General features: G+C 48.8%; 7 protein-coding genes. All 7 read right to left on the bottom strand.

Features of this window, described 5'->3' with window-relative positions; genetic code table 11:
* Positions 1–20: 20 nt before the first annotated feature.
* The 7 genes from M1D90_RS11290 to M1D90_RS11260 all read right to left on the bottom strand — a co-directional run bounded on the left by M1D90_RS11290 (position 21) and on the right by M1D90_RS11260 (position 19,718).
* Positions 21–1,550: an acyl-CoA carboxylase subunit beta gene (locus M1D90_RS11290; protein ID WP_023857510.1), complete on the bottom strand. Its 1,530-nt coding sequence runs from the start codon at positions 1,548–1,550 to the stop codon at positions 21–23.
* Between the two features lie 20 nt (positions 1,551–1,570).
* Positions 1,571–2,353: an enoyl-CoA hydratase gene (locus M1D90_RS11285; RefSeq protein WP_023857509.1), complete on the bottom strand. Its 783-nt coding sequence runs from the start codon at positions 2,351–2,353 to the stop codon at positions 1,571–1,573.
* Between the two features lie 21 nt (positions 2,354–2,374).
* Positions 2,375–3,286, bottom strand: coding sequence for a hydroxymethylglutaryl-CoA lyase (locus tag M1D90_RS11280; protein WP_128822495.1), 912 nt, complete (start codon positions 3,284–3,286; stop codon positions 2,375–2,377).
* 17 nt (positions 3,287–3,303) lie between these two features.
* Positions 3,304–3,516, bottom strand: a complete 213-nt coding sequence (locus M1D90_RS11275) for an acetyl-CoA carboxylase biotin carboxyl carrier protein subunit (protein WP_128822497.1) — start codon at positions 3,514–3,516, stop codon at positions 3,304–3,306.
* Between the two features lie 17 nt (positions 3,517–3,533).
* On the bottom strand, positions 3,534–4,874 hold the full coding sequence (locus M1D90_RS11270) for an acetyl-CoA carboxylase biotin carboxylase subunit (RefSeq protein WP_128822499.1): 1,341 nt from the start codon (positions 4,872–4,874) through the stop codon (positions 3,534–3,536).
* 238 nt (positions 4,875–5,112) lie between these two features.
* The gene (locus M1D90_RS11265) at positions 5,113–8,916 is read right to left on the bottom strand and encodes a non-ribosomal peptide synthetase (protein WP_205802257.1); all 3,804 of its coding nucleotides are present in this window, start codon (positions 8,914–8,916) and stop codon (positions 5,113–5,115) included.
* A gap of 17 nt (positions 8,917–8,933) precedes the next feature.
* Complete coding sequence (locus M1D90_RS11260; protein WP_456282777.1) at positions 8,934–19,718, bottom strand: amino acid adenylation domain-containing protein; 10,785 nt, start codon at positions 19,716–19,718, stop codon at positions 8,934–8,936.
* Positions 19,719–19,734: the final 16 nt, after the last annotated feature.

The raw sequence follows: 19,734 nt of genomic DNA, 5'->3' as shown, positions 1-19,734 counted from the left end.
CCTTTTCGTTTCATTGGCCTTTAGACGGGATAAACAGGATGCTTCCGTTCCGTAAATATCATGTATTTGGTCATATATGCATTCAGCCGTTTGATGAGTTCCGTACGAAGCGAATCGGCCGGAATGACCCCGTCGACAATCATTTCTGAAGCAAGCCGGTAAATGTCTATGTCTTTTTGGTACTCTTCCCGTTTTTCGGCAATGAAGGCGGACCGCTCTTCTTCAGGCAATTGTGCGATTTTTTTGGCATAAACGGCATTTACCGCTGCTTCCGGACCCATCACAGCAATCTGAGCCGTAGGCAGCGCCAGACAGCAGTCAGGCTCAAAGGCCGGTCCCGCCATCGCATACAAGCCTGCGCCATAAGCTTTCCTGACGATGACGGATATTTTCGGCACGGTTGCTTCGGCCATCGCTGAGATCATTTTCGCTCCGTGTCTGATAATACCCGCCCTCTCGACTTTTGTTCCGATCATAAAGCCGGGGATATCAGCCAGAAACAGCAGCGGGATATGATAGGCATCGCACAAATTGATAAACTTTGCGGCTTTGTCTGCCGAATCGTGAAACAACACACCGCCTTTGACCCGCGGCTGATTGGCGATGATGCCGACAGGCTGCCCGTGAATCCTCGCCAAACCGGTAATCAGCTCTGGCGCGAACAATTTTTTGATCTCATAAAAAGACGCTTTATCAATGATCCGGTCGATTAAATCCATCATTTGAAACGGTGCGTTTTGGTTTTTCGGAATGATCTCCTCCAACGGCCGGTCAAACGGAAGAGCGGGTTTTGCTTCAATGACAGGCGCTTTTTCGGTGTAGTTCGGCGGAAAGTAGGAAAGATACCGGCGCGCCGACTTGATCGCATCTTCTTCCGTTTCGGCAAGAATGTCTCCGCAGCCTGAAACAGAACAGTGCATTCGCGCTCCGCCCATTTCTTCAAGCGACACTTTTTCGCCGATCACCATTTCCGCCATGCGCGGCGAGCCTAAATACATCGAGGCGTTACCTTCGACCATGATAACGATATCGCAAAAAGCCGGTATGTAGGCGCCGCCTGCCGCTGAAGGACCGAACAAAAGACAGATTTGCGGGATGCGCCCGGATAATTTGACTTGCTGATAAAAAATCCGCCCTGCTCCTCTTCGCCCCGGAAACATGTCAACTTGATCCGTAATCCTTGCGCCTGCTGAATCGACCAAATAAAGAAGCGGACAATTCAGCTTTTCGGCTGTTTCCTGGATGCGGATGATTTTTTCGACGGTTCTTGCTCCCCATGATCCTGCTTTCACCGTTGAATCATTAGCCATGACGCAAACGGTTCGGCCGCCGATTTTTCCGATTCCCGTGACGACTCCGTCTGCCGGAAGCCCGTCTGCCATGCAATTGGCAAAAAAAGCGTCCTCAAGGTCGAGGCCTTCGTCAAGCAGCAGCTTTAATCGGTCTCTGACAAATAATTTTCCTTTTTTCTCATTAGCTTCATGGTATTTTTGCGCTCCGCCTTCCTGAATCCGGCGAATGCGTTCATACAATTCCTTTTCGGCCGGCATCGGCTGTCCCCCCGTTCGTTTTATTCTCCCGTATAATACGGCTTCCGCTTTTCTGTAAAAGCTTTCAGCCCTTCTGTTCTGTCTTTCGTCGGAATCGTCAGCTCGTAGGCTTTTTGTTCTATCGCGAGTCCAGTTTCGATATCTGTCTCAAGCCCTTGATTGATAGCGAACTTCGCCTGTCTGACGGCAACCGGTCCGTTCGCCGCAATGTTCGCTGCGATATTTTCGGTTGTTTCCTTTAACTTTTGAAGCGGAACGACATGTTCAACTAGGCTGATCTTTTGCGCTTCTTCGGCGCTGATGCGGCAGCCGGTATAGATCATTTCTTTTGCCTTTCCCCTGCCGATCAAGCGGGGCAGCCGCTGTGTTCCCCCTGCCCCGGGAATGATCGCGAGCGTTGTTTCGGGGAGGCCGAGTTCAATATGTTCGGCTGCGATCCTGATGTCGCACGCCAATGCAAGCTCCAGCCCCCCTCCCAAAGCGCTTCCGTTTAATGAAGCGATGACGGGCTGCGGCAGTTTTTCCGTCTGGCTGACCACTTGTTGAATCATGGAAACGGCCTGCTTCGCTTCTGTGGGACTCATGCGGGCTCTTTCCTTTAAATCGGCACCTGCACAAAACGTCCTGTTCCCTACTCCCGTTATAATGACACAGCGGACGGTCGGGTTTGAACGGATATCGCGAAGGATATGCTGAAGGTCGTCGAGAAGTCCGAGCGAGAGGGCATTTGCAGCTTGCGGTCTGTTCAACGTCAACACGGCGACCGCCTGCTCGTTTATGGAATAAAGAACATTGGGCTCCATTCGGTCTTCCTCCTCCTCAATCTATGAAAAGCAATTCTTTGATTTCGCCGCCTGCAAATTTCGGCTTGGTAGCTCTCTCCCGGTTTTGTCTTCGATCCATTTGGCAGCTGAAAGCAGCTTGCTGAGATCAACTCCGGTTTCGATGCCCATCTGGGCGCACATGTAAATCAAATCATCAGTTGCCGCATTTCCCGTGGCTCCAGGGGCATAAGGACAGCCGCCCAGCCCGCCGCATGATGCGTCAAATACGGTGATTCCCATATCCATCGCTGTGATCATGTTGGCGAGCGCCATCCCTCTCGTATCATGAAAATGAAGGGCGAAACTCTCTTTCGGAAAGCGTTTTAAAAGTACGTCAAGCACCTTTTGAACTTGCACGGGATTCGCTGCGCCGATTGTATCTCCGAGAGAAAGTTCGTCGATGCCCATGTCGAACAACGCATCACAGAGGCGTATGATTTGTTCTAATGGCACATGATGTTCATAAGGACAGCCAAATACGGTGGACAGGTAGGCTCTAGTGGTGAGGCCTGCTTGTTTTGCTGTCCCGGTGACTTCCTGCAAGACTGGAAGCGTTTCTCCGATCGATTTGTTAATATTTTTCCGGTTGTGTGTCTCGCTTGCCGACATGAAAACAGAAGCTTCATCGATCCCTCCTTCGAGAGCCCGTTCCAGCCCTTTTCGGTTCGGAATGAGGGCTGCGTAGGTGACGCCCGGCTTCCGGTTAATGCCTTTGGCGACGTCAAGGGCATCAGACAGTGCAGGAATCCATTTAGGATGAACGAATGAAGTGATTTCGATATATGAAAGCCCTGTTTGGGAAAGCATGTCGATCCAGGTTATTTTATCGGCTGTCAGGAGTGCGGTTTCTTCATTTTGCAGACCGTCGCGCGGCCCGACTTCTTTAATGAAAATTTTCTTCGGTACATTCATTTGCCATCCTCCAGACCTTATTGAAGCTCCAATAAGACATCTCCTTCATCGGCAAAATCACCTTCGTTTTTTCTGACGGTTTTGACGGTGCCGGCCGTTTCGGCGACAATCGGAATCTCCATTTTCATCGATTCTAAAATGGCGACTTCCTGCCCTTTTTCGATTTTGTCTCCTGCTTTCACTAATATTTTCCACACGTTTCCCGCCATATTGATGACAACAGTATTCATGGCACGCCTCCTTAATTTCATTTTGACTGATAACGACTGATAAAATCGGTTTGGACCCCGCCTTTTCGGAATTCGTCAGAACGTACGATGTCTTCAAGCAACGGAATATTTGTCTTAATGCCTTTCACTTGATATTGTGAGAGCGCTTCGGCCAATGTGCGGATGGCTTCATCTCTGCTATTTCCTTTGACGATCATCTTGGCGATCATCGGGTCGTAATACGGTGTGATGTTCATACCTGGGGCTGCTGCGCATTCATGACGGACATTCGGGTGCTCAGGCAGCTTAAGGTCAGTGATCCGTCCCGGCGAAGGGAAAAATGTTTTCGGATCTTCGGCACAGATTCTGACTTCGATCGCATGTCCGTCACGCCGAATGTCTTTCTGCTTATACGGAAGCGCTTTGCCTGCTGCGATATTGAGCTGTTCTTCGACAATGTCGAGCCCTGTAATTTCCTCTGTCACCGGGTGTTCGACCTGCAGGCGGGTATTCATCTCGAGAAAATAAAAATGATTCTTGCTGTCTACTAAAAACTCGATTGTCCCGGCGTTGGCATAGCCGATCGACAGCGCGGCTTTCACGGCCGCTTCACCGAGCTTCGCGCGCATGTTTTCATCGAATAACGGAGCAGGTGCTTCTTCGATGATTTTTTGCTGGCGTCTCTGAATCGAACAGTCCCGTTCCCAAAGATAGACGGCATTTCCGTATTCGTCTGTTAAAATCTGAATCTCGATATGTCTTGCATCTTCGATATATTTCTCGATGTACATAGCCCCGTCTCCGAAAAAATCGGCGGCTCGTTTTTGGCTGCCTTCATATGCTTTTGCTAATTCGCCTTCATTGCGAATCAGCTGCATTCCGATGCCTCCGCCTCCAAAAGAAGCCTTGAGCATCACGGGATAGCCGATGGATTCGGCAAGAGCCTTGGCTTCATTCAGACCGGCCAAGCTTTTTGTCACGCCGGGAACGACGGGAATCCCGGCTTGTTCCATCGCTAGCCTTGCTTCAATTTTGCTCCCCATTTTGGCGATCACATCGGACGGCGGACCGATAAACGTGATATTTTCCTGCAGGCATCTTTCGGCAAAACGGCTGTTCTCGGAAAGCAGGCCGTATCCCGGGTGGATGGCACAGACCCCCGCTTTTTTAGAGGTTTCGATGATTTTTTCGATATTTAAATAGCTTTCACTGACCCGCGGTTTGCCGATCAGCCAGGCTTCATCTGCAGCTTTAACATGCAGGGACTCAGCATCCGCTTCAGAGTAGACGGCAGCTGTCTGAATCCCGAGCCGTTTACAAGTTCGAATGATCCGAAGTGCGATTTCGCCGCGATTGGCGATTAGCAATTTTTGAAACAAAAAAATGCCCCCTTTCATATTCAAAAGTGTCTGAAATGAAATTTGAAAGCGTCTTCATTTATTCATTGTGCGAATTCGAAAGTGAAGTAGCTTATCCTGTTTCCTGCCATAGGTTCAGCCAGGTCTTGTCTGTTCTTTACAGCTTATGATGATTTGAAAGAAAAAAGTCCTAAAGCTTAAGAAATCGCTTTAGAACTCTCAATGTTTTGGCTCGGGCCTGTTGGTGTTTGGACGGCTTTTACCGAGAATGCTCTGCATGTTTGCCGCTGTTTGTGAGGATATGTTGAATGATCTCGGCGTTTTTTGACAGAAAGGCAGTTTCGAACATATCCTGATGCGGCCCGGCTCCTTTATACTCTTGATAGTTTCTTGTTGTGGCGTCGGCCCATTTTTGCAATATGAATCTGTCAATTTGATCCGTCTGAATGCCGGCTTCAATAAAGTGGATGTTTGCGTTGATTTGGCCGCCATTGATTAATTGTGCCCAATATTTTTGATAGTTTGCCGTCTTTTTGATGACTGCTTCCCTGAGGTGAGCGGGAACATGTTCTGCCGAGGTGCTGCTTGGCTGTGGCGGCAATGCTTGTTTCTTTTGATATGCATCGACAATAATGAGATCGCTGACCTCCAAACCTCGGTTTTCCATTTCTTTGACAGTCTCAAATGCCGTGTTGCCTCCCGCTGAATATCCCAGCAGGATATAAGGACCCCGAGGCTGTTTTTGGATGATGTTGTTCACGTATTGTTCCATACGGCTGTCTTCTTCAATAAAGTTAAATCCGTACACAGTCGCTTTGCCGTTTAGCTTGGCAGCGAGATCTTTATAAAATATCCCGAAGCCCGAAATGGGAGGAAAGCAGAAAAGGTTCACTCCGGTCGGCGGATTCAGTCTGCTGACATGCTGTACGGCCGAGGCGCGCAGCTCATGTGAAAACAGCTTTTCGGCCAATTGTTCGATTGTTGGATTCTCGAATAATAATTCAATCGGAATATCGATCCCCTGGCTGTTTTTCAGCTGGTGAATGACTTGAAGAGCCTTTAGCGAATGACCGCCAAGTTCGAAAAAGTCATCTTCAATACCGAGCTCCTTCACGCCAAGGATAGGTCTCCATATGTCAATCAGTTCTTTTTCGACCCAGTTTCTTGGCGGCACAATCTGTTTCAAAGCCGTTTTTTGATCAGGTGCAGGCAGCGCGCGGCGGTCGATTTTGCCGTTTGCCGAAAGAGGCATGCGGTCCAGTTTAACCCAATCATGAGGAATCATATAGTCGGGAAGCTGCCTTGATAGTAATGAACGGATCGTTTTTTCCTCTGTTTGATCATCGCTTACATAATATGCGATAAGGAATGCTTCTTCGTTTTTTTCTTCAATGATGACAGCGGCTTCTTGAACGCCTTCAATCTCGATGAGCCGCGCTTCTATTTCAGCAGGTTCAGTTCGTTTGCCGCGAATTTTGATTTGCCGGTCCATCCGGCTAATATATTCTAAGTTGCCGTCTGGCAGCCAGCGCGCCAGATCGCCGGTTTTGTACATTTTTTCCCCTGGTTGAAACGGATGCTCTACAAATGCTTGACTCGTCAAATCAGGTCTGTGCAAATATCCTTTTGCAACCCCATCGCCGCCGACGCAAAGTTCGCCGGGAACGCCGATCGGCGCGAGCTGACCGCTCTCGTCAACAATAAAGGCATTTGAATTGCTGATCGGTTTTCCGATGGGAATCGCTTGTGAAAAATCTTGCTTGACTTCATAAAATGTAGAGAATGTTGTATTTTCCGTCGGACCATATATGTTATAAAGCTTCAGGTTTGGGCACCGATGTCTGACCGTATTCATCAGTGCAGGCGTCAAAGCTTCCCCGCCGACATATAAAGTGGAGAGCCCTGAAAACATGTCCGGCTGGGCTTGTGCCAGCTGGTTAAAGAGAGCCGTTGTTAAAAACAGCACTGTGATATCATGGTGAAGCAAATAGCTGCCAAAACGGGCAGGAGTCAACATCGTCGAGCGGTCAATAACATGAAGAGATGCTCCTTTCAGGAGCGCTCCGAATATTTCAAATGTGATGGCGTCAAAGCCGAGTGAACCGGTTAAGATCAATCGGTCATTTGTATCGGCTGATGTGTAATTGCTGTTTGAGATCAGTGATACGACATTGCGGTGCGAAATCATAACGCCCTTTGGTTTGCCTGTCGAACCTGATGTATACATGATATAAGCCAGATCATCCGGACGCGTATTTATGTTGATAGCGCTGACAGGTGCCAATTGCGCTTCCTTGGATATCAACACTTTTTTCGGAAAATCAATGTTCGTCTTGAGTCCTTTCTGAACGGCCAATACGTCCGCCCCGCTTTCTTTCAGCATGCAGCTGATCCGTTCAGGCGGCAGTTCGGCATCGAGCGGGAGATAGGCGCCGCCCGCTTTCAAAACGGCAAGAACTCCGATGATGAATTCAGGTGAATGCTCTGCTAAAATGCCGGCAATTCCGTTTTTCTTTAAGCCTTGTTCTTGGAAGATGCGGGCCCATGCAGTGGATGTTTGATCCAGCTCCCGGTATGTCATCGTCAAGCCGCCGGCATGTAGTGCGATATGATCCGGCGTTTTCTCTACTTGATTGGAAAACAAGTCAGTGATTGTTTTGTTCGTATCGTAATCTGTTTTTGTATCGTTGAATTCCCCGATGATCCGGGCTTTTTCGTCAGGCGCGATCATCGGCAGCCTGGAGGCGGGGATATCGGTGTCCTCCGCCGCTCTTCGCAAAGCTTCCAGCAGGTGGCCCCTCACACAGTCAATCCATGATTCATCATAAACGTTTGCATTGTAGATGAACTTGATGACAAGTTCATCATCCGGGGCAATCATGAGGTTGAAGTTGTAGCCTGATTGCTCCGACACTTTTACATTTTCGATCTGAAGCGGTGATTCGGCGCGGTTTGCCGAGTCTTGCATTTGCTGCAAAGGGTAGTTTTCAAAAACGAAAATATGGTCAATCGCATGCTGTTTGAAAGTGATTTGCGACTGAATGTCAGCCAATGGATAAAAGTTGAACATGTCTTGAGCGAGCCTTTCTTTTTGGGAGCGGCGAAGCAGCTCTGAAAAGGTTTCATTTTCGCTCTCGGTCTTGATTCGCACCGGCACAGTATTGATAAATAAACCGATGATCTTCTCAACGCCCGGAATCACGGAAGGACGGCCGGAAACGACAGAGCCGAACACGACATCATCTGTCCGGTTATAGCGCTGAAGCATTAAGCCCCACACGGTTTGTATGAGAGTGGCGAGTGTGGCTCCATGCTGTTTGGCGATTGTTTTGAGTCTGGCTGTCAACTTTCGGTCTAATGAAAACATCAGCTCTTTCTGCCGATATCCCTTTTCAGCAGGTTTTGCAGACACTTTCGGAAGACCTGTTGGCGCATTGAAGTCTGTCAAGTAGTTCTTCCAATATTCCTTGGCTTTGTCTTTGTCCTGATCATACAACCAGGAAATATATGCGCTGTATGGCTGAACAGGATCTAAAGGCACAGATTCACCCGTATAGATGGCTTCGTACAACTGCATAAATTCTTGCAGCACGATCCCGAGACACCAGCCGTCCATTAAAATGTGGTGATGGCTCCATACACATACGTGTTGTTCCGGCGCCGTTTTGAACAGAGAAATACGCATCAGCATATCTTTTTGCAGATTGAAGCCTTTCTGCCGATCCCGCTCTTTAAACTGGCTGATATATGCGGTTTGATCGGTCTCCGGCATTTCGGTCAAGTCTTCAGCATGCAACTGAAAGGATCGATCGCGTAAAACGACCTGGCGCGGTTCTTTCAGCCCGGCAACATGAGGCAAAAAAACCGTTCTGAAAATATCGTGGCGGTCAATGATCGATTGGACACTTTGTTGAAACCAGTCTAAATGGAGCTGACCCCTTATTGTGAAGACGGACTGTTCAATATATGCGGTTCCTTCGTCTTGCAGGAAAGAATGAAAAAGCATTCCTTCCTGCATGTGGCTTAAAGGATAAATGTTTTGGATTTTTTGTGTATGATCCATTGTTTCCCTCCGCTCGTTTAATGAAATCCGAGTAAGTCGGTTATATTTTTAAAAGCTTCCTCGGTCAGCTCGCGATCATCAAAGTCGCTGACGGTCTTTTCTGTTTCAGTTTTGCCGAGGCAATGGTTCATCAGCTTTCTAAGATAGTACTGACAATCTTGGGAAAGCCGCTCAATGGTTTCTTTTTGAAAACGCCCTGTTTCATATGTCATGTTAACGGTCAGTTTGCCTTCGGCTACGAGTGCGCTGATATCCAGCGACTGTTCACGCTTCCAAGTGCCGGTGATATCTTCGCCGCCCCCCAAAGGAGAAAATGTAAATGCATCAAGCTGTTCTGTTTCGGTTTGCGCACGGTTTCCGATTTCAAATTGTCCTAAATAGTTAAAGGTGATATCAGGTGCTTTGCCGAATTTGATCTTTACTTTTTCAGGCGGTGTCATATATTTGAGAACACCGTATCCAAATCCTTTATCAGGTATCCGCCTTAACGTATCTTTTGTTATTTTTAATGCGCGGATCATATATTCTTCATGATGGTCATCCCATGTATTGGGTTCAAGTTGAAGCAATACTGGATATATGGAAGTAAACCACCCTACAGTTCGGCTGATATCGTGATGTGCCGCCTCAGATTGACGGCCATGCCCTTCAAGCGCGATTTTTAGTGCCTTTTGCGGCACCCATTGCCATATAGCGAGTACCGCTGACGCCAATAGCAGGTCTTGGGTATCCGTATTGTAAGCATTGTGCACATCTTTTAGTATCGCGTCTGTTTCTTGTTGAGCTAAAGTAAATGATACGGTGTTACGTTTTTTCAAAGCGGTTTTGTCGATATGTGTCTGATCTTTTGGCAGTGCAACTGTTTCATGTTGTTCGATGGCGCGCCAATAATCTGCTTGCTGTAATAACCGCCGGCTTTCTGCATACTTGGCTAATTGCTCGGTATATGTCTGGAATGATGCGGTTTTTGGCGGGAGTGCTATGTCATCTCCGCGAATCGCCTGCTCATAGACGGATGCCAAGTCTTCCAGGATAATCCGCCATGATATGCCGTCGACGGCCAAGTGATGGATAGCAAGAAACAGGTCATCTCCTTCGCTTGAGCGGAAAAGCCCGACTTGCACCAGCGGCCCGTTTTCCAAGTCCATTGCTTTTTGCAGCTCACGAACTTGGTGTTTGATGATGTGTTCATGATCTTTTGGTTCGCCGGCCAGATTGAAGATTCGCAAGTTGTAAAGCTGGTCCTCTCCGATGTTCGCTGGACGATTGTACAGGCGCAAGTTCCCTTGTTCATCTTTGGCGCATATGAGCCTGAGTGCATCGTGATGGACGGTTATCGCTTTTAGCGTTTTCCTCAATGCATCTTCATCTAACGGATTTGACCGATGCAGCATAACTGACTGATTAAAATGGTGGGCTTCTTTTATATCTTGAGACAGGAACCATTTTTGCACCGGTGACCATGTCATCTCGCCTTCTACAGATGCTTGGCTGATCGGTTGTTGTGATAAACGGACATATGGCGCCAATTCTTGGATTGTCGGATGGCTGAAGATATCTTTTACGGCCAATTGCTTTCCTGATTGATGCAATCTCGCGGAGACTTGCAATGCCTTAATGGAATCTCCGCCAAGCTCAAAAAATGATTCATCAATTCCGATCTTGTCCACACCGAGCACCCCGCGCCAGATGGCAGCCAATTCTTTTTCAATATCAGTGGCCGGAGCCGTAAATGTTTGCCTAGTCTCTCCCTTGTGCGGGATCTTTGCCAGTGCGGGCTTATTCAGCTTCCCGTTTGGCATGGTAGGCAATGCATCAAGCGTTTGGAAAAACGCCGGTACCATGTAAGACGGCACTTTTTTGGCCAAAGCTTTGCGCACCATGCCGCAATCTGCGCCGTCTTCAACAACGATATAAGCGCACAGTTCCTTATGACCTGCTGCGGTAACAGAATCCACCACTGCCGCTTCTTTTACTACGGCAAGGCCGGAGAGTGCCGCTTCCACTTCTTTTATCTCGATTCGGTAGCCTCTGATCTTGACTTGTTCATCCATCCTGCCGACATACTGCAATGTGCCGTCCGGCAGCCATTTCGCCAAATCCCCCGTCCGATACATGCGCTGATCTGGATGGAACGGATCTTGAACGAAAGCTTTTGCCGTTTGCTCAGGAAGATTGATATATCCTCTTGCAAGCCCCGGTCCTGTAATGCAAAGTTCTCCGGTGACACCGATAGGCTGCAAGTGATCTCCTTTTAAAATATAAACATTTGTATAGCCGATCGGCCGGCCGATCGTGATGTTTTCTTCTCGTTTCAATCTTCTGGCCGCAGTGGCCGTGATGCTGCTCTCTGTCGGCCCGTATTCATTGGAAATCTCTATGTCAGGGCTGAGCGAGAAACTGCGATCCAGCAAATTCGGTTCAATCGCTTCGCCTCCTAATGTGACAAGTCGCAGTGTTTGTACATCTTCCGGCTGCAATACGTCAAGCAGTGTCCGGTATAGAATCGGAACGAGATTCATATGCGTAATGCCGTAATCGGCTAGATATTGTTTAATAGCGAGAATGTCTTTCGCTTCTTCCTCAGCTGGGATAACGGTTTGCACTCCTGATATAAGCGGCGCAAACATACTTGTGACAAATGCGTCAAAAGAAAATGAGGAAAGCTGAAGCGCGATATCATGATCATGAAATTCATAAAAAGCACTGCGCCACTGAACTGTATAAGCGACTCCTCTGTGTTCCACCATGACGCCTTTTGGCTTGCCCGTCGTACCTGATGTATAAATGATATAAGCCAAATGATCAGGCCCGGATGCAGTTAGAATAGGTGAGGTGTCCTGTTCCTGTACATCTTCAATCAGAAGCACTTCGCCTTTAAAACCATCAGGTACTTGATGAATTGTTTTTTTATCGGTGATCAGCAGTTTAGCTCCGCTGTCGGCTAATACATATTGTTTGCGCTCGTCCGGATATCCAAGATCAATTGGGACATAGGCGCCCCCTGCTTTCCAGGTTCCGAGAACGGCTGCGATCAAGCCTGTTGATTTAGGAATCATAATACCTACAGTGAGATCCGGACCAATCCCTTGATTTTGCAATGTTCTCGCTATTTTGTTGGACCATTCGTCTAATTCGTGATAAGTGAGCACCCCTTCCCGAGTGATAAGTGCAGTTGCACCCGGCGATTTTGCCGCCTGGCGGGCGAATAATTCGTGAACGGTTATGTTAGGGCCGTGTTGTTCCGGCATCCTGTTAAAGTTTGTCCTCAGCAGCTGTTGTTCTTTAGCTGTCAGCATGCTGATGGCAGGCAACGCTGTCTGCGGCGCGTGGACAATGTGCTGAAGCATTGTCGTGAAATGTGATGCCCAGCGTTCGATCGTATCTTGTTTAAATAAAGATGATGCATATTCAAACCGAAAGTGTATGCGTTCATCCCCTTCTGAAACTTGCAGCGTCAGATCAAACTTCGCCCCAGTTTGAGGCATATCGGCAGGCTGAATATGCAGTCCATCCAGGAAAAGCTCTTGGCGATCCATATTTTGTACGACAAGCATAGCGTCAAACAACGGATTGCGGCTCATATCACGGACGACATCAAGCCGGTCGACAAGCTCCTCAAACGGATAATCCTGATGTTCAAATGCCTCAAGCGCCGTTTCGCGGACCTCCTTTAAGAAATCGCTGAAACATTTGTTTTCGGCCGGATGCGTTCTGATCGCCAATGTGTTGACAAACATGCCGATGACGGGTTCTAAGTCTTTGTGCGGCCTTCCGGCGATCGGCGAACCGATGATGATATCCTCCTGTCCGCTGAGCCGGGCAAGAAGCGTGCTGTACGCGGTGAGAAGAACCATATACAGGGTGCAGCCGTTGTCGCGGGCGATCTTGTAAAGGCCGGATGAAGTGTCCGCATCAAGTGAAAAGGACACATGATCTCCGGCAAAGCTTCGCACCGCCGGGCGGGCGTTGTCGGCCGGAAGCTCCAGCACCGGCAGCTCTCCGTCGAGCTGCTTCAGCCAATAGGCTTCCTGTCTGTTGTACGCCTCCCCTTGTTTGAATGCCTGTTGCCAGACGGCGTAGTCTTTATATTGAATCCGCAGCGGGTGAAGCGTCCGGCTGGCGTAAAGCTCGCTGAATTCGCGGATTAAGGTGCCGACAGACACCCCGTCGGAAATGATGTGATGCATGTCTACCAACAACAGGTGGCTCTCCTCTGCTTCCTTCACAAGAGCGGCGCGGAAAAGCGGCGCTTCTTGAAGCCGGAACGGACGGACAAAGTCTTCAGCCGCGGCCAATTCCATCAGCTGAAACGGGACATCATCATGGATGCGCTGGACAGGCTCGCCGTCAGCCCCGGTTTCAAACGACGTCCTGAGCGATTCGTGGCGGCGGATCAGCTGCCTGAATACTTCATCAAGCCGGGCGTGGTCGAGCGGTCCTGTCAGCTTAAGCGCTGCCGGCATATTGTAGCCGACACCGCCGTCTTCCAGCTGCTGAAGGACATACATCCGCTTTTGCGCCGAGGACACCGGGTAGGTGTCCTGTATTTCCGCCGGTTCAATCGCCGCATATGGGTTTTCATCCAATTCCTGAATCACGGCTGCAAGCTCTTCCAGTGTCGGCTTGGCGAAAATCTCTTTCAGCGGCACCTGCACGCCAAACGCTTTGGCGATGCGGGAGACGAGCGCAGTCGCTTTCAGCGAGTGGCCGCCTTGTTCGAAAAAGTGGTCGCGAATGCCGGCAGGGCCGTATTTCAGCACCTCTTCCCAAAGCTTGGCGAGCTTCATTTCCGTGATGGTTTGCGGGGCGGTGTAAGCGCGTCGTTCAGCCGCTCCGTCGGGAGCGGGCAGCGCCTTGCGGTCAAGCTTGCCGCTCGGGGTGACAGGCCACTCTTTCATCTCGATGAAGGCTGAAGGCATCATATAGGCCGGCAGGCGTTTGCCCAGCTCTGTCCTTACAGTTTGTTGATCCTGACCTTCAATATAGGCGTAAAGCTCGGTTTCCTCCCCTTCTGTCCGTGCGATAACCGCCGCTTCCCGCACGCCGTCGATCTGGCGAAGCACCGCTTCGACTTCCCCCGGTTCGATCCGGTAGCCGCGGATTTTCACTTGACCGTCCATGCGGCCCAACCATTCAACGGTGCCGTCCGGAAGCCATCTCGCCAGATCACCCGTTTGATACATGCGTTCCCCTGAATAAAAGGGGTCATCGAGAAACCGTTCTTCTGTCAGCTCCGGACGGTTCAAATAGCCCCTTGCGACGCCCGCGCCTGCGATATACAGTTCCCCTCGACAGCCGAACGGCAGAAGCTGCCGTTTTTTATTTAAAATATAGAGTCTCATATTGTGTCCTGATCGGCCGATCGGGACATGGTCAAGTGTTTTCCTTTTAGGGACATCAAAGTATGCCGCTTCTACCGTCGCTTCCGTCGGTCCGTAGGAATTTGTCAATTCCACCCTCGGCAGAAGCTCATGAAAACGGGAGACGAGGTGCGCCCCCAGCTGCTCGCCGCCTGCAAAGACTCTTTTTAAATGTCTGATGTCGGCCGGTTTTTTTCTATGATTCATATATTCCAAGAATGAGTGAAGCATAGAAGGGACAAAATGAGCGGCTGTAACTTCCTTTTCCTCCAGCGCTTTTAAGATGATTTCAGGATCTTTTTCCCCTCCTTGAGGAAGCAGATAAACAGAAGCCCCGGCGAATGGCCACCAGAACAGCTCCCATATTGAAGCATCAAACGAGTAAGACGTTTTATGCAGAATGATGTCCGAGTCGTTAAGTGAGTAGCGGGTTTGCAGTGAGTATAAAAAATTGACCGCGGACCTGTGTTCCACCATGACGCCTTTTGGGCGTCCCGTTGAGCCGGATGTATAGATGATATAGGCCAAGGCATCGGGCGGTACCGGGAGATTCGGATTGGCTGCCGCTTCTCCGTGATTCCCGCGCCCGCCATCTAGCGGCAAAATGGTTCCCTCAAACATCGATGGATTAGATTCTGCAAGCAAGGTCTTTGCGCCGCTGTCCTTCATTAAAAAACGGATTCGTTCTTCAGGATAGTCAGGGTCGATCGGCACGTAAGCAGCTCCCGCTTTTAAAATGCCATAAATTCCAATCAGCATATCTGGTGAACGTCTCCCCATCACGGCAATCACATCTTCCTGTTGAATACCGAGGCCAATTAGCTTCCATGCAATTTGATTGGCCCGTTCATTCAGTTCTCTGTAGGAGATGGAGACGCCATCCGCCAAAACGGCCGGACGATCAGGCGTCTTTTCTGCCTGCTGCTCGAGCTGATGATGAAGCGGCTGATCCAGTGGGAAATCGATTTTTTGCATCGGGCTGAAGTTTTGCAGAAGTACGCTTTCTTCCTTTTTCGAAAGGATTGACAAATGGTCCAGTTCCAGCTCCGGATGCTGTGCAGCGTTTTTAGCCAACGTTTTAAAAAAATCGGCCCATTTTTGAATCGTTTTCCGTTCAAACAAATCTGTACTGTATTCAAACTGACAATATATTTGTCCGCCGCTTTCGGCCATGTACAGTGACAGGTCGAATTTAGAAATCGGGTGGCTGATATCTTTCTGCCGAAGCTCAAGCCCCTCCATCGACAATTGTTGCCGCTCCATATTTTGCAGTGCAAACGTTGTATCAAAGAGCGGATTTCGGCTCATCTCCCGCTGAACGCCGAGGCGGTCAACCAGCTCCTCTAACGGATAGTCCTGGTGTTCATAGGCTTCTAGCGCTGTTTCTCGAATGTCCTGTAAATATTGTTTGAAAGATATTCCGCTCACCGGACGTGTTCGAAAAGCCAATGTGTTCACAAACATTCCGAGCACGGATTCCAGGTCAGCATGCGGTCTGCCCGCGATCGGCGAACCGACAATGATCTCTTCCTGCCCGCTTAGCCGTGATAATAAAACGGTGTATATCCCAAGAAGCGTCATATACAGTGTGCATCTGTTTTCTCCTGCGAGCTGTTGTAAACGTGATGTAAGATCCTGACTGATCTCGAACGTAACCCGGTCACCTGCAAAGCTTTTTGCCGGGGGCCGCGGTTTGTCCGTCGGCAATTCGAGCACTGGCAGCTCACCGGCCAGTTGTTTGAGCCAATACAATTCTTGCCGTTTGTATATGTCGCTTGTTTTGAATGTTTCTTGCCATGCTGCATAGTCTTTGTATTGAATGCGCAACGGAGCCAGTTCAAGTCCTTTATACAGCTCGCTGAATTCCTGCATGAGCAATTGGATGGAGACACCGTCTGAAATAATATGGTGCATGTCCACTAAAAGCAGATATCGTCCTTTTTCAATGGTCGCTAAGCCCGCCCTGAAAAGCGGAGCCTTTCCAAGATCAAACGGCCGGATAAATGATTCAGATGAAGATTCGTTTGAAAAAGCAAACGGCACCTTTTCATGAATCCGCTGCACCGGCTCGCCGTCTTCTCCTGCTTCGAATGATGTCCTAAGGGGTTCATGCCGGCGGATCAGTTCGCGAAATACAGCTTCCACTCTCTGTTGATCGAGCTCGCCTGTCAGCTCCAAAACGGCCGGAATGTTGTAGCTGACTCCTCCGCCATCGAGCTGGTGCAGAACATACATCCGTTTTTGTGCGGAAGAAACCGGATATGTCTCCTTCTTCTCTATTTGCTGAATCGAAGCAAACGGGTTTTCTTCCGCTTCACTGATGACTGCTGCCAACCCTTCTACGGTCGGATGGGCAAAGACATCACTTAACGGAATCTGAACGTTCCATTCTTTGGCGATGCGAGAGATGAGCGATGTTGCTTTTAAAGAATGGCCGCCCAGTTCAAAAAAGTTGTCACGGATGCCGACCGGCCCCCTTTTCAGTAGACCTTCCCAAAGCTGTGAAAGCCTGAGCTCGTTCAAATTGCGAGGTGCGGCGTATGACTGATGCGATGATGTCGGTTCTGGGAGGGCGCTTTTATCGACTTTTCCATTTGCTGTAAGCGGAATCGCTGGCACAGCAGTCCATTTTACTGGCATCATGTAGTCAGGGATGGCGTCGGCCAAATCATGACGCAATGCAGAAGGGTCGATCGGTTTCCGTGTGCTGTAGTATGCGCACAATTCATGTTCCCCTTCACTGTCTTTTTGAACCAGGACAACCGCTTCCTTAACAGCAGGATGATTTGCCAATGTCACCTCTATTTCCTTAGGTTCGACCCGGTAGCCCCTGATTTTCACTTGATCATCCGTCCGGCCGATATAGTCCATTTGTCCGTCTGCACGAAGCCTTGCTATATCTCCTGTTCGATACATGACGGCTCCCGCTCTGAATGGATCGGGCAAAAATTTCTGTTTTGTCAAGATTGGATTGTTGACATATCCTCTCCCGACGCTCGCACCTGATATATAAAGCTCTCCTGCTACACCGCAGGGCTGAAGTCGTTTGTATTTGTCAAGGATATACATGGCGTTATGGCTGATCGGTTTTCCGATCGGCGGAGAATCCGGGATGTCGCCCTCAGGATGAATGGTGCATGTCGAGACGACATGGGTTTCCGCCGGGCCGTAATGATTATGCAAGTGTATGCCGTGCCGCTTGAGCAATGCCTTAAAAATATGCGAGACCGTCAATTGCTCCCCCGCAGTGATGACATGCTTCACACAGTTTGGAAAGTGGTTCGCATAGTGTTCCTCATTAAAAAGCATCTTCACAAAAGCCGTCGGGAAAAAGACGACTTCTGTTCGCTGTGTATTGATCAACAAAAACAACTGAGCTGGGTCGCGCTTGATTGATTCAGGCGCGATGCAAAGCGTGCCGCCGCTAAGCAAAGTTGTAAACAATTCTTGATAGCAGACGTCAAACGCACAAGATGCATACTGGAGCACATTTGTTTTGAAATCAATACGTGAGTTTTCAAATTGGTCATGAAGCAAATTGGCCATATTTCGATGTTCAAATAAAACACCCTTCGGCTTCCCCGTTGTTCCAGATGTATACATGATGTAAAGCAAATCTTCCGCAGTGTTTACCGTCTCGACATTGCTTCCGTCGCTTTCCGCATCTGCTTCTTCTATGAATGTCACAGATCGTTTTGTTGCGGCTGACTTTGCTAAAGCCGCCACAGGATGCTGTGATACTATGTGCTGACAGCCGCTGTTTTCTATGCAATAGCGAATGCGTTCGGCAGGATGGCTCAGGTCAATCGGAACAAATGCCGCGCCCGCTTTTAAAATGCCGAGTACTCCCGCCGCTAATGCGGGAGAACGTTCGACCATGATCGCGACCGGCTCCTGGCGTTTGACACCCCGTTTTCGGAGAAGGCGTGCAAGTTTGTTGGCCATTTCATTCAGCTCTTTATAAGTGATCGACAGCCCTTCATAGTGAATTGCTTTTTCATCAGGAGATTGTGCCGCCTGACGTTCGAACATCGACTGGATCGTTTCATATTCACGCTGTTTAGTCTCTATTTTCAACGTGCTGAGCAGGTCTTTTTGTTCCTGCTGTGTTGTGATCGTCAATTTCTCCGGGGTCAAATTCGGATTTTCCAGCACTTGTGCGATGATATGCTGCAAATGGCCTTTGACGCTTTCGATGAAAGAACGTTCATGAATGCCGGAATCAAATCTCATTTTGAGATGAATGTTTTCACCTGGTGCTACCATGAGATAAAAGCTGTAGTTGGTCTCGTCTTCCATGTTGAAATCATGAATGCGAAACAGATCCTCTGCATCTTGTCCACTGTTCAGCAGTGCGATTTCTTTTTCAACAGGATAATTTTCAAAAACAAGAATATGGTCGATTAAGCCTTGTTTGACGGCGGATTCCGCCTGTATCTCATAGAGCGGGTGGTAGCTGTACGGCTGCCCATTCAGCGCATCTTTTTGCACTTGTTTAATCAGTTTCACAAAAGGCACTTTTGTACCGGTAACACGCACCGGCACCGTGTTAATGAAAAGGCCGATCATCCGCTCTATCCCTGCAATTTCAGACGGCCTGCCGGAAATAACCGAACCGAAAACCGCATCATCCGTCTGGTTATAGGCTTGAAGCAACATTCCCCAAAGCGTGTGAAAAATAGTGCTCAATGTGACTTCTTCCTTTGCGGCCAGCTCTTTCAGCTTATCCGTAACTGTTTTAGAAAGGGAAAAGGTGACTTCTTCTTGTCTGCTTTTGGCGCCCGCTTTTTTTTGCTTCGGCATCCGGCTCTGTTGGTCATATCCTTCAAGATAACCCTCCCAGTACCGGGCGGCGGCTTCTTTGTCCTGCTCCATCAGCCATTGAATATAAGTTCTGTAAGGCACAGCAGGCTCAAGCTTTAATGGTGTTTGGTGCAAATGGGAAGCGTATATATGGAAAAACTCCTTCAGGACAATCCCGAGGCACCAGCCGTCCATAATGATGTGATGGAAGCTCCATATGCATGTAAATTCGCGTTCCCCTGTTTTAAAAAGGATGACGCGCATCAATCCATCTTTTTGCAAATGAAATCCTTTGGCTCTGTCTGTTTTTTTGACGTCATCGATCAATCTGAGCTGGCCGGATCGGTCCAAATGAGTCAGATCTTTTTCTTCAATTGTGATCGTCCGTTCTTTTAAGACGACCTGCTGCGGAACGGATACATTTTGACTGACAAAAATCGTTCTGAAAATATCGTGCCGGGCGCACAGAGCAGTGATGCTTTTCTGAAAAATGTCTGTGTCAACCTTTCCTGTCATTGAAAATGAGGCTTGTTCGACGTATGCCTGTGTGTCCTTGTTAAGAAGGGTGTGAAATAGCATCCCTTCCTGCATATAAGAAAGCGGATAAATATCCTGAATCTCATGTTTTTTTGTCATATTTTTTCCCTGCCTC

Source organism: Bacillus sp. JZ34, from assembly GCF_053903205.1.
Note: the sequence above shows the minus strand (reverse complement) of the source record. Positions and strands in the feature narration are given on the sequence as shown.

Coding starts and splice junctions, on each gene's coding strand:
- M1D90_RS11275 (WP_128822497.1), bottom strand. CDS start 3,516: ATGAATACTGTTGTCATCAATATGGCGGGAAACGTGTGGAAAATATTA.
- M1D90_RS11285 (WP_023857509.1), bottom strand. CDS start 2,353: ATGGAGCCCAATGTTCTTTATTCCATAAACGAGCAGGCGGTCGCCGTG.
- M1D90_RS11280 (WP_128822495.1), bottom strand. CDS start 3,286: ATGAATGTACCGAAGAAAATTTTCATTAAAGAAGTCGGGCCGCGCGAC.
- M1D90_RS11265 (WP_205802257.1), bottom strand. CDS start 8,916: ATGGATCATACACAAAAAATCCAAAACATTTATCCTTTAAGCCACATG.
- M1D90_RS11260 (WP_456282777.1), bottom strand. CDS start 19,718: ATGACAAAAAAACATGAGATTCAGGATATTTATCCGCTTTCTTATATG.
- M1D90_RS11290 (WP_023857510.1), bottom strand. CDS start 1,550: ATGCCGGCCGAAAAGGAATTGTATGAACGCATTCGCCGGATTCAGGAA.